Source organism: Cellulomonas sp. P5_C5, assembly GCF_054049655.1.
Window position 1 is genome coordinate 1 of sequence record NZ_JBFULY010000029.1, and the last position, 12,280, is coordinate 12,280.

Annotated in this window: 9 protein-coding genes; 3 read left to right on the plus strand and 6 right to left on the minus strand. The window is 72.4% G+C overall.

Translation table 11 applies throughout. The features are described from left to right. Positions 1-120: 120 nt before the first annotated feature. The 4 genes from ACXJKF_RS18295 to serS all read right to left on the minus strand — a co-directional run bounded on the left by ACXJKF_RS18295 (position 121) and on the right by serS (position 4,876). Entirely contained in the window at positions 121-1,110 is a 990-nt protein-coding gene (locus tag ACXJKF_RS18295; protein ID WP_456789148.1) for a carbohydrate ABC transporter permease, read from the minus strand. A 109-nt stretch (positions 1,111-1,219) separates the two neighbouring features. Beyond that, positions 1,220-2,596 (minus strand): ABC transporter substrate-binding protein, encoded by a 1,377-nt coding sequence (locus tag ACXJKF_RS18300; protein ID WP_456789149.1) that lies wholly within the window; start codon positions 2,594-2,596, stop codon positions 1,220-1,222. A 220-nt stretch (positions 2,597-2,816) separates the two neighbouring features. After that, entirely contained in the window at positions 2,817-3,614 is a 798-nt protein-coding gene (locus ACXJKF_RS18305) for an HAD family hydrolase (protein ID WP_456789150.1), read from the minus strand. Then, positions 3,611-4,876 carry a serine--tRNA ligase gene (gene serS, locus ACXJKF_RS18310; RefSeq protein ID WP_456789151.1) on the minus strand — a complete coding sequence of 422 codons (1,266 nt, stop codon included), beginning with the start codon at positions 4,874-4,876 and terminating at the stop codon, positions 3,611-3,613. The genes ACXJKF_RS18305 and serS overlap by 4 nt, the downstream gene beginning before the upstream one ends. 87 nt (positions 4,877-4,963) lie before the next feature. Here serS and ACXJKF_RS18315 point away from each other — a divergent pair, with 87 nt between their 5' ends. Both ACXJKF_RS18315 and ACXJKF_RS18320 read left to right on the plus strand, forming a co-directional pair. Next, complete coding sequence (locus ACXJKF_RS18315; RefSeq protein WP_456789152.1) at positions 4,964-6,121, plus strand: diacylglycerol/lipid kinase family protein; 1,158 nt, start codon at positions 4,964-4,966, stop codon at positions 6,119-6,121. A gap of 111 nt (positions 6,122-6,232) precedes the next feature. After that, on the plus strand, positions 6,233-8,074 hold the full coding sequence (locus tag ACXJKF_RS18320) for a M48 family metallopeptidase (RefSeq protein ID WP_456789153.1): 1,842 nt from the start codon (positions 6,233-6,235) through the stop codon (positions 8,072-8,074). On the opposite strand, the gene pheA is transcribed toward ACXJKF_RS18320, so the two are convergent. Next, entirely contained in the window at positions 8,071-9,018 is a 948-nt protein-coding gene (gene pheA / locus ACXJKF_RS18325) for a prephenate dehydratase (protein ID WP_456789154.1), read from the minus strand. The two genes, ACXJKF_RS18320 and pheA, sit on opposite strands and share 4 nt — an antisense overlap. Before the next feature lie 90 nt (positions 9,019-9,108). On the opposite strand from pheA, the gene ACXJKF_RS18330 reads away from it, so the two are divergent. Next, complete coding sequence (locus tag ACXJKF_RS18330) at positions 9,109-11,427, plus strand: hypothetical protein (protein WP_456789155.1); 2,319 nt, start codon at positions 9,109-9,111, stop codon at positions 11,425-11,427. On the opposite strand, the gene ACXJKF_RS18335 is transcribed toward ACXJKF_RS18330, so the two are convergent. Next, a complete protein-coding gene (locus ACXJKF_RS18335) occupies positions 11,390-12,199 on the minus strand; it encodes a glycosyltransferase family 2 protein (RefSeq protein WP_456789194.1) in 810 nt (269 codons plus the stop codon). The two genes, ACXJKF_RS18330 and ACXJKF_RS18335, sit on opposite strands and share 38 nt — an antisense overlap. Positions 12,200-12,280 lie beyond the last annotated feature (81 nt).

The following is a 12,280-nucleotide window of genomic DNA, read 5'->3' on the forward strand; positions in this document are numbered from 1 at the left end:
GCTTCTTCACGGCGCGACCTGCGCGGGCGTCCGTCCGGGCGAACCGGGACGGCTTGCGTGTCGTGTCGACCTCGAGCGGGTCGACGAGGGTCTGCGGAGGGAGGGGGGCCGAGGCGTTCGTCATCGGATCTCCTCCGAGAGGCGCAGCTGTCGGACGTTGTACACGATGATCGGGATCACCAGGACGAACAGGATGACCGCGAGCGCGGCACCGAGCCCGGCGTTCTGGGCGCGGAAGCTCTGCGTGTAGAACTCGTAGGCCACGACGGACGTGTTGAAGTTGCCGCCGGTCATGGTGCGGACGATGTCGAAGACCTTGAGCGTGCCCATCGCGATCGTCGTGAGGACGACGACGAGGGCGGGCCGGATGCTCGGCACGGTGATGAACCGGAACATGCCGAGCCCGTGCAGGCCGTCGAGCCGGGCGGCCTCGACGATGTCGTCGGGGATGGCCTTGATGGCGGCCGACAGGACGGTCATCGCGAAGCCCGCCTGGATCCAGATCATGACGGCGATGAGGAAGAACGTGTTCCACGGTTGGTTGAGCAGGAACTGGTACGGCTCCAGGCCCAGCCACACGAGGATCTGGTTGGCGAGGCCGATCTGCTGGATGTTGCCCTGGTCGGGACGGAACTCGTAGACGAACTTCCAGATGATGCTGGCGCCGACCAGCGAGATCGCCATGGGCAGGAAGATCAGCGTCTTGGCCAAGGACTCGAACCGGGTCCGGTCGACGAGCACCGCGTAGACCAGGCCGATCAGGGTGGCGATCAGCGGGACGAGCACCACCCAGAGCAGCGTGTTGCGCAGCACCGTCTGGAACTGGTCCTGCGTGAAGGCGGTGACGTAGTTGTCGAGCCCGACGAACTCGTTGCCCTTGGCGTCGTAGAGCGACGCCTTGATGGTGTTCAGCCCTGGGTAGACCAGGCCGAAGACGACGAAGATCAGCGTCGGGCCGAGGAACGCCGCGACCACCGCCCAGGTCGGCACCTTCTTGAGCTTGTCGATCCCGAAGAGGATCCCTCCCATCACGCCCACGAACAGCAGGATCGCGACGAACATCAGCGCGAACTTGTGTCCCGTGGTCTCGGCGTGGATGAACCAGTCCATTCCTCACCCTCCTCGTCGTCGAGGTTGTCTTCGTGCGTCGAGCGCCCCGGCACGCCTGGGGTGGGAGCCGTCATCGCGACGACTCCCACCCCAGGGGTACCTCAGAGCGTCAGGATGAGGGCCAGGCGGCCTCGACGTTGTCGAGGGTCTCCTGGTCGGACTGGTCCTCACCGATCCACGCGGTCATCTGCTTCCAGAACGCGTCGGCACCCACGGCACCGGGCATCTGGTCGGAGCCGTCGAACCGGAAGGTGTAGCTGTCGTCCGTGAGCAGGTCGAACGAGAGCTTGTCGATGGGCGACTGCAGCAGCTCGGGGTCGAGACCGCTGTTGGCGCTCAGCCAGCCCTGACCGGTGGCCGCGGCCTTGGCGTTGGCCCACTCCGGGCTGGACAGGTACGCCTGGAAGGCCTGGACCTCGGGACGGTCCGCGAAGGCGGTCACGAACTCGCCACCGCCGAGCAGCGGCTTGTCGTCGGCCGTCTTGCCCGGCAGGTAGAACGCGTAGACGTCGCCGTCCTCCGCGACCGTCAGGCTCGGGTCCCAGTTGGCMTGGTAGAAGTTGGCCGCACGGTGCAGGAAGCACATCTGGTCKGGGATCGGGTTGCCGGCCTCGTTCCAGGCGACGGTCGCGATGGACTGGACGTCGCCCAGGCCACCGTTGACGTAGTCGGGGTTCTTGAGGATGCCGCCGACGGTCTCGAGTGCCTCGAGGACCTGCGGGTCGTTGAACGGGATCTCGTGGTTGACCCACTGGTCGTAGACGTCCGGACCGGCGGTCCGCAGCATCACGTCCTCCAGCCAGTCGGTGGCCGGCCAGCCGGTGGCGTCACCGGACTCGATGCCCGCGCACCACGGCTTGGCGTCGGGGTAGTCCGACTTGATCTGGTCGGTGAGGGCGATGAGGTCGTCCCACGTGGTAGGGATCTCGTAGCCGTTCTCCTCGAACGCCTGCGGGGAGTACCAGACGAACGACTTCACGTTGGCGCCGAGCGGCGTCGCGTAGAGGGTGCCGTCGACCGTGCCGTAGTTGACCCAGCCCTCGGTGTAGTACTCGTTCGCGTTGTCGATGACCGCCTGCGGGGCCGCGACGACGGTGTCGGGGTAGTCCGCGACGATCGAGGCGAGGAAGCCGGGCTGCGGGATGTATGCGATGTCGGGCGGGTTGCCGGCCTGCAGGCGGACGGGCAGCTGTGCCTCGAACTCCCGCGAGCCCTCGTACTCGATCTCCGCGCCGGTGCACTCCTCGAACGGGATGTAGGAGTCGGTCTGCTGGACCGACTCGGGCTCCACGATCGAGGTGTAGACGCTGATCGTCTTCCCGTCGAGGTCGCCGTACTGCTCGAACGCGGTGCAGTCGACGTCCGAGGTGGCGTCGCCGCCGCCTCCTTCGTCGTCCCCGCCCGAACAGGCGGTGAGCACCAGGGCCAGGCTTCCGACCGCCGCTGCCGCTGCCAGGTGGCTGCGGCGCCTGCGTGTGCCGTTCATGAGACCTCCACGTCGTCATGCTCCGGATGGTGCTGGCGGCTTTCCCAGCACCCTTGCAAGCGATGCAAGCCGTTACGCAACACGGACGCAACCGTAGAGACCGGGCAATCCGGTCACGATTGAGTCACAGGCGAGCCACAGCGAGGCCGGACCACGGATTTCGTGCGGAAGTGCTTCTGGAACGGTCAAGATCGTCCGTGGCGGAACACCCCGCCGCGGCTCAGACCAGGAGGCTGCGCAGGACCACGAGAGCGCCGTCGTCGCCGATCGTGCCGGTCACCTCGTCGGCCGCCGCGCGGACCGCCTCGGACGCGTGGCCCATCGCGACCCCGCGGGCCGCCCAGCGCAGCATCTGCACGTCGTTGCCGCCGTCACCGATCGCGACCGTCGCGTGCGGCTGCACGCCGAGGTGCTGGCGGACCTCCTCCAGCGCGCTGGCCTTCGACACGCCCCCTGGCGTCAGGTCGAGCCACGCGGACCAGCCGACGGCGTACTCGACCTCGTGCAGCCCGACGCGCTCGACCAGCTCGTGGAAGAGCTCCGGGGTGCTGTCGGGGCTGCGGATGACGACGCGGGTGGCCGGCGTCGACGTCAGCTCCTCCCAGGACACGACCTCCAGGTCACCCGACAGCTCGCCGTCGGGGAAGTCGGCGGACACCCGGAAGCCCAGACCGAGGTCCTCCACCGCGTACAGGGCGTCGGGCAGCTCCAGCGCGATCGTGCGCAGCGCCGGACCGGGGTCGAACGTGACCACCCGGACGATCTCGTAGCCGTTCTCCGCCGCCGGGTCCAGACGCGCGGTCACGGCGCCGTTCGAGCAGACGACCCAGCCCTCCGTCAGCCCGAGCTCCCTCGCCACCGGCACGGCCGAGTGCACGCCGCGGCCCGTCGCCAGCACCACGTGCAGACCGGCGTCCCGCACGGCGAGGACCGCCGCACGCACCTCGTCGGAGATGACGCCGTCGTAGGACATGAGGGTCCCGTCGACGTCGAGGGCGACGAGGCGGCAGCGGGTCATCGCACGGGCTCCAGCACCTCGAGGCCGCCGAGGTACGGCCGCAGCCCCACAGGGACCCGGACCGACCCGTCGGCCTGCTGGTGGTTCTCCAGGAGCGCGACGATCCACCGCGTCGTGGCCAGGGTGCCGTTCAGGGTGGCCACCGCACGCGTGGAGCCGTCCGCCGTGCGCTCGCGGACGCCCAGGCGGCGGGCCTGGAACGTGGTGCAGTTCGACGTCGACGTCAGCTCGAGGTAGCGCTCCTGGCTGGGCAGCCACGCCTCGCAGTCGAACTTGCGGGCCGCGCTGGAGCCCAGGTCCCCGGCGGCGGTGTCGATGACGCGGTACGGCAGCTCGGCGAGCGCCAGCATCTCCTCCTCCCAGCCGAGGATGCGGCGGTGCTCGTCGGCGGCGTCCTCGATGGTCGTCCAGCTGAACGCCTCGACCTTGTGGAACTGGTGGACGCGGATGATCCCGCGGGTGTCCTTGCCGTACGAGCCGGCCTCGCGCCGGTAGCACGCCGACCAGCCCGCGTACCGCTTGGGGCCGGCCGACAGGTCGAGGATCTCCCCCGAGTGGTACCCCGCGAGCGCGACCTCGCTGGTGCCGACCAGATACAGGTCGTCGGCGGGCAGGTGGTAGATCTCGTCCGCGTGCGCGCCGAGGAAGCCGGTGCCGGCCATGATCTCGGGCTTGACCAGCGTCGGCGTGATGACGGGCGTGAAGCCGGCGCTCATGGCCTTGTCGACGGCCGCGTTCAGCAGCGCGAGCTCCAGGCGAGCGCCGATCCCCGTCAGGTAGTAGAACCGCGCACCGGACACCTTGGCGCCGCGCTCGGTGTCGATGGCCGCGAGGCCCTCGCCCAGCTCGAGGTGGTCGCGCACCGGGAAGTCGAACGCGGGGCGCTCCCCCACGTGCTTGAGCACGACGTAGTCGTCCTCGCCGCCCGCGGGGACGCCGTCCTCGACGACGTTCGAGATCTTCCGGCTCAGCTCCGTGGCGACCGTCTCGGCAGCGTCCGCGTCGGCCTGCAGCGCCTTGACCTGCTCGGCCAGGTGCTTGCCGCGGGTCAGCAGCGCCTGCTTCTCGTCGCCCTTGGCCTGCGCGACCTGCTTGCCCAGGGACTTCTGCTCCGCCCGCAGCGTCTCGAACTCGGTCAGCGCAGAGCGTCGACGCGCGTCGGCGTCGAGCACCTGGTCGACCAGGTGGGGGTCGTCCCCGCGAGCCTTCTGGCTGGCGCGGACTAGGTCGGGATCCTCCCGCAGGAGCCGCAGATCGATCACCCGAGAACCCTACCGACCCCACCGGTCCGGGCCGGACGGCCGGGGCGGCTCCGCCGGGTCCCGTCGCGCGGGCCGTAGATTCGCCCCATGACCTKGGAGGCGTGGGTGGCCGTGTGCGCGGCCGTCGTGGCGGTCGCCTCCCTCCTCCTCGTCGCGATCCTGTGGCTGCGGCAGCGTGAGCTCCGGCGGCGGATCGAGTCGCCGCGCAGCGGAGCCGACGCGCGGGCGCTGCGCCTCGCGCGGGACGTGGAGGCGACCGGGCAGCTCGTCGCGTTCGTCGCCAACCCCTCCAAGCAGGACGTCCCCGCGCTCCGGACGGCAGTGCACGCGGCCTGCGCGGAGCAGGGGCTGCCCGAGCCGCTCTGGTTCGAGACGACCATCGCGGACCCCGGGGTCGGGCAGACCCGGGACGCGGTGGCGCAGGGGGCGGACGTCGTCGTCGCGATCGGTGGGGACGGGACCGTGCGGGCCGTGGCCGAAGGGCTGGTCGGGACCGGGATCCCGATGGGGCTCATCCCGCTGGGCACGGGGAACCTGCTCGCCCGCAACCTCGACCTGCCGCTGAGCGACCCGATGGCGTCCCTGCGCACCGCTCTGGAGGGGCGGGACCGGACGATCGACGTGGGCTGGCTGCGGGTGCACCGGTGGCAGACGGACGTCGACGACCCGGTGACGGACGCGGTGGACGCCCTGGACGAGCCAGAACGCCCCAGGGACCACATCTTCCTCGTCATCGCCGGTCTCGGGTTCGACGCCGCGATGGTGGCCGACACCGACGAGCAGCTCAAGGCGCGAGTCGGCTGGATCGCGTACTTCGTCTCTGGCATGCGGCACCTGCACGGCCGCCGCACCCGCGTGCACGTCCGGCTCGACGACCAGCCCATGACGTCGACCCGGCTGCGCAGCCTGCTCATCGGCAACTGCGGGAAGCTGCCCGGCGGCATCACGCTCCTGCCCGACGCGGTGCTCGACGACGGGTGGCTGGACATCGCCGCGATCGACACGCGCGGCGGGATCGCCGGCTGGGCACAGCTGTTCGGCGAGGTGATGCTGCAGGGCGCGGGCATGCGCAACGACCTGCCCGCCAAGATCGGCCGCATCGACCACACCCGGGCGCAGGAGGTCCGCGTGGTGGTGCAGGGCGGCGAGCACGTGCAGGTGGACGGCGACATCGTCGGACGCGTCACGGAGCTGTCCGCACGGGTGGACCACGCGGCGCTCGTGGTGCGCGTCGCGGTGGCCTGACCCGGACCTTCGCGGCATCCGGGTCAACGGCCCGCGGGGCGCGCGGAAGGGCCGCTACGATCCCCCGCGAACAAGGACCGCGACGTCGCGGCCCGCACCGGAAGGACCCCTGTGACCACCACCCTGCGCGCTGCCCTGTCGGCGGTCCTGCTGGCCGGCTTCTACGTCGTCGCGCTGGCGATCATCGTCGGCATGGGGGCGCTGAGCTGGTGGGCGTTCCAGTCCGACAGCGAGGTCGCCGCCGCGAAGCTCGGCTTCTTCACCGCCGCCATCGCCGTCGGTGTGGTCGTTGCACTCTGGAAGGTCGCACGAGCGCGCCCGGAACCCGACGAAGGCCCGACGCTGACGCCCGCCGACGCCCCTGCGCTGTGGCAGGCCGTCCGGGAGCTCGCCGCGGAGGCCGGCACCCGCGCCCCCGACGACATCCGCCTGCTCCCGGACGTCAACGCGGCCGTCTCCGAGGACACGCGCCTGCTCGGGCTCGTCGGCGGCACCCGGCACCTGTACCTCGGCGTCCCGCTGCTGCAGACGCTCGACGTGGGACAGCTCCGGTCGGTGCTCGCGCACGAGCTCGGTCACTACTCCAACAGTCACACCCGCCTCGGTCCGCTGACGTACCGCGGCAAGCAGGCGATCGTCGCGACGCTCGAGCAGCTGTCCGGCAACGTCGTCGGCTGGTTCCTGCACCTGTACGCGCGGTTGTTCTTCGTCGTGTCCGCCGCCGTGAACCGCCGCCAGGAGCTGGAGGCCGACGAGCTCTCCGTCCGGATCGCGGGGCGCGCGACCGCCCAGAGCGCGCTGCGCGAGCTGCCCGTCGCGGACGCCGCCTGGTCGTTCTACCTGCACAACTACCTCGACGACGCGTGGGAGTCGGGCTACGCGCCCACCGCGAACGGGTTCTTCGGCGGCTTCGGCAAGCTGGTCACCGCCCGGACCGCCGAGCTGGCCGAGATGCGCGACGACGCTCCCCCGGCCGAGCAGTCGCGCTGGGACAGCCACCCCTCGATCGCCGTCCGCGTCGCCGCGATGGACCGTATGCCCGACGTGGCGGTGGCCCGGGACACGCGTCCGGCGTGGTCGCTGATCCCCGGCTTCGAGGCGCACGCCACCGCGCTCGCCGCCCGCGTCGTCCAGGTCGAGGGCCGCACGCAGCTCGACTGGGAGGAGCTGACCGCGACCTCTCTGGTGCTGTCCCGCCAGCGGACCGCCGACATCGTGTACCGCGCCGCGGCCCGGGTGGCCGGGCAGCCGCGCGCCAACCTGAGCACGGTGCTCGACGCGGTCGCGGGTGGCAGCCGCGCCGCGCTGGAGAAGGACCTCGGCACCCAGGGCGACGACCTCGCCGATCTCCTGGAGCTGCTCGTCTCGCAGGCCGCCGTCCAGGCCGGGATCGCCCGCTGGCGGCACTCGTGGAGCGGCCCGGCACAGCTGGTGGGCCGTGACGACCAGGTCCTCGACCTCGCCCCGGTCGCGGCCGCCGCGCTGCAGCCGGAGACGGTGGGCTCCGCCCGCGCGCGACTGGCCGAGCTCGGCGTCGACGTCACGTCCACCGGTCAGGTCGCGGAGGCCGCCACGGCCCACGGCGGCGAGGTGCTCGGCGGGCTGGCGAGCGTGAAGGTCGACGGCACGAAGCACGACGTGCTCGTCCTCGACATCGGCATGATCCTGGTCCCGACGCCGAAGAAGGACGAGTACGGCAAGAACCGCATGATCACGCTGCTGCAGTCGGGGTCCGTCGTGCAGCTCGCCTCGTACCACCGGTTCCTCGCGTACGAGCAGATCGCCGTCGCGCACATCACCAAGCGGACACCCCTGCAGGCCGAGCTGACCCTGCACGACGGCCGCACGGTGTCCCTCAAGGAGACGTGGACGGGCGAGACCCTCGACAAGGAGAGCTCACTGCGGCTCCTCGAGCGGCTGCTCGCATACGAGCCCGAGGGCGCGCAGTCCTAGGTCGCCGACCCGCCCCGGAGCGCCTGCAGCCACGCGCGCGCGCCGACGAAGTCGGTGTCCGCGGTGCCGACGTGCACGGTCGGTGCGACGGCGTCGGCGCGCGGGTAGGAGCCGAGGAACCGGACGTACGGGCAGCGGCGGTGCAGGCCCATGACGGCCTCGCCGACGCGCTCGTCGGTGATGTGCCCCTCCGCGTCGAGCGAGAACGAGTAGCGGCCGAGGGCGTCGCCGATGGGCCGCGACTCGATCCGGGACAGGTTCACGCCACGGACCGCGAACTGCTCGAGCATCGCGAGCAGCGCACCGGCCTCGTTGTCGGGCAGGTGGACGACGAGGGTCGTCTTGTCCGCACCGGTGGGCGGCGGCACGGAACCCGGGTGGCCGACGACGACGAACCGCGTCTGCGCGGAGACGTTGTCCGCGACGTCCGTGGCGAGCGGGACCAGGCCGTACGACTCGACGGCAGCCGGCGGCACGAGCGCGGCGTCGAACCCCAGCTCGGCGCCACCGGCCGCGATGAGCGCCGCGGGGGCGGTGTTGGACGTCGCCGGCACGTGCACGACGGACGGCAGGTGGTGCGCCAGCCAGCGCCGGCACTGCACCCACGCGTGCGGGTGGGCGGAGATGCGACGGACGTCCTCGAGCCGCACCCCGGGTGCCGCGGCGAGCGTGAACTGCACGGGCACCAGCATCTCGCGCACGATCACGAGGGGGTCGCCGCCCGCGAGGCTGTCGAGCGTCGCGGTGACGCCACCCTCGACGGTGCTCTCGATGGCCACCACGGCGAAGTCCGCGTCGCCCGTCCGGACGGCCTCGATCGCCGACGACACGTCCGCCACCGGCAGGTCGACGCAGTCGCCGACGGCCGCGACCTGACGCAGCGCGGCCTCGGTGAACGTGCCGGCCGGACCCAGGTACGCGTACCGCGGTAGCCCCTCGGACATTGGCGTCCCTCCCGTGCAGATGATGTGCACGCTGCACGGATACCCCGCAGCGCCGCCGGGTCGAGGGTAGTGCGCCCGTAGGCTGGAACGGTGCTGACCCCTGCCCGCCCGCGCGCGTCCGTGCTCCGCGGCGCGGTGCTCGCCCTGGTGCTGAGCCTCGCGGGGATCCTGTTCGCGACCCCCGCGCAGGCAGCCGACGAACCGCCGGTCCTCCTCGTGGGCATGACCGGAGTCCGCTGGGACGACGTCACCACCCTGACCACCCCCGCGCTGTGGAGCCTGTCCCGCGAGGGCTCCGTGGGCCTGGTCGCCGCCCGGAGCGTCGCCTCCCGGTCGTGCCCCGCCGACGGCTGGCTCGCGGTGTCCACCGGCACGCGCGCGGCGGACGTGCGGGCCGACGATGGCACGTGCCGCACCCTGCGCGACCCGGGCGAGAGCGGTGAGGTGCCGGGCTGGGAGGACTACGTCGCCGCGGCCGACGCCGAGTCGTACGGTGCGCAGCCGGGGTTCCTCGGCGACATGCTCGCCGACTCCGGCACACCCGCGACGGGCATCGGTCCGGGTGCCGCGATCGCGCTCGCCGACGCCTCGGGCATCCCCGTCGGCACCCACGAGATCCTCCCGGCCACCAGCACCGGCCTCACCCGGGCGGTGCGGGAGGCCCTCGACGCGTCGCGGCTCGTGGTCGTCGACGCGGGCTCCCTGCGCGACCCCGGCTACGCGACGACCCCGCGGCCGAGCACCCCGCAGCCCACCGCGACCGCGCCGGGGGACGTGCTGGACGAGCCGTCGCCGCCCGAGGTGTCCACCCCGGACGCGATCATCGAGCCGTCCCGCGCGATCCAGGCGCAGGTCATCGACGCCCGCATCGGTGCCGCGATCGCCGGCGCCCAGCGCTCCGGGGCGACCGTCCTCGTCGTCTCGCTCGCCGACTCCGGCCGCACCGCGCTCCAGCTGGCCGCCGCGTCCGGCACCGCCCCGAACGGTGAGGACTACGTCGACAGCCTGCTGACCTCGGGGTCCACCCGGCAGGCCGGGCTCATCCAGACCGTCGACGTGACCCCGACCCTGCTGGACGGGATCGGGCTCGACAACAGCGCGGCCACCCTGAGCGGCGCGGTGATCCTCCCCGGCCCACCGCTCGCCACCGCGAGCGCCCGCGTCGCGCAGCTGCTCGACATCCAGCGGCACGCCACGATGGTCACCCGGGTCAGCGGCGCCTACTCGGCCCGGCTGGTGCTGGTCCAGGCGGTGCTGTTCATCGCCGCCGCAATCATCCTGACCCGGCGGGGTCGCTCCGACCGTGGGCCTCTGCGACCCGCCCTGCGCGTGCTGCAGGTCTCCGCGCTCGCGCTCGCTGCCGCGCCGGTGGCGTCCTTCCTCACCAACACGATCCCGTGGTGGCGCTCCGGCATGCCGGTCGCCGCGTTCTGGTGGGTGCTGCTCGGGTGGGTCGCCGTCATCACGACCGTGGCGCTGGTCGGTCCCTGGCGGCGGAACCTGCTCGGTCCCGCGGGGGTGGTCGCCGGGGTGACGGTGGCCGTGCTCGTGGTCGACGCGTGCACCGGGTCCACGCTGGTCATCGACTCCCCCATGGGCGCCCACCGCGTGCTCGCCGCGCGCTTCTACGGGATGAGCAACCAGGCGTTCGCGCTCCTGACGGCCGCCGGCCTGCTGCTCGCCGTCGCGATCGCCGACCCCCTGCTGCGGCGCGGGAAACGAGGGATCGCGACCGCCGTCGTGGCCGGGCTCGGGCTGCTGATCGTGGTCGTCGACGGCGCCCCCGGGCTCGGCAGCGACTTCGGCGGGCCGCCCGCGCTGATCCTCGCGTTCGCGATGCTCACCATCGTCGTCAGCGGCCGGAAGGTCAGCTGGAAGTCGGTCGCGCTCATCGGGCTGGTCGGTGTCGTCGTGGTCGGCGGGTTCGCGGTCCTCGACTGGATGCGCCCACCGGCCGACCGCACCCACCTCGGCCGGTTCTTCGCCACCGTGCTCGACGGCGGCCTGTGGGACGTCGTCGGCCGCAAGATCGCCGTCAACCTGCGCGTGCTGACGTCGTGGCGGTACCTGGTCACCGCGATCGGTGGCATCGCGCTGACGTGGCTGGTCGTCGTCGGCGGGCGCCCGCGGCGCGGCGAGCTCATGGGTCAGGGGCCGCTGGCCGGGCTGACCCGCGCGGTCCCGCTGCTGCGGCCCGCGGTCGCCTCGATCGCGGCGGCGCTGACCGTCGGGTTCCTCATGAACGACTCCGGCATCGTCGTGCCGGCCACGGGCATCGCGCTCGCGGTCCCGTGCCTCGTCGCCGCGGCCGCGCAGTGGCGGCTCGGTGCGCCGGACGGCGGGCTCGACGGGCCCGCCCCGGAAGAGCCGGTCAGCGGTGCGTCTGCGGAGGCTTCTGCGCGGGGGTGACGGTGCGCTTCACGGCGCCCGCCGCACTGCGGACGCGACGGGCGTTGACCGCCAGCTGCACGTCCCGGTACTGCGCGGCCCGGTGGAGCTGGCCCTTGAGGTCGGAACCCGACGGCCGGTGCTTCAGGTCGCACGGCACCTCGACCACCCGGAAGCCGCGGCGCAGCAGGTCGATCGTCATGCCCGTCTCGACGCCCCAGCCGTGCGCCAGCGGCGTCGCGGCCTCGAAGGCCTCCCGGGTCAGGCAGCGCATCCCCGACAGGGGCTGCGTCGGGGTCCAGCCGGTCATCGACGTGATGGCCCGGCGGGCGGCGCCCACGACGATCCCGCGGCCACCGGCACCCGGCTGCGGCGGGATCAGTGCGATGGCGAGGTCGGCGTGCCCCTCGAACACCGGCGGCACCAGCGGCGCGGTGTTGACCGCGGTCTCGCCCAGGTCGCCGTCGATGAACAGCAGGATCCGCGGCTGACGGTCGGGGGCGTCGCGCATGGCGACCACCGCCGCACCGGTCTCCATCGCGGCGGCCTTGCCCCGGTTGTGCGAGTGGCGGACGACGACCGCACCGGCCTCGCGCGCGACGTGCTGCGTGTTGTCCTCGGAGCCGTCGTCGACCACGAGCACCAGGTCGACGTGCGGGATCGCCCGGGCCGAGCGGACGGTCGCCGCGATGCGCCGCGACTCGTCCTTGGCGGGGATGATCACGGCGACCCGCTGGCGGGCCTTGTGGGCTGCCGCCTTGCGCGCGTCGACGGCCGCCTTGCGCGCCGCCACCGACGGGGTCGGGACCGTGTCGACCGACTCGACGGGAGGAGTCGGAGCGGCTGTCTCCGCCTGGTCGTCGGCGGCCTTGCC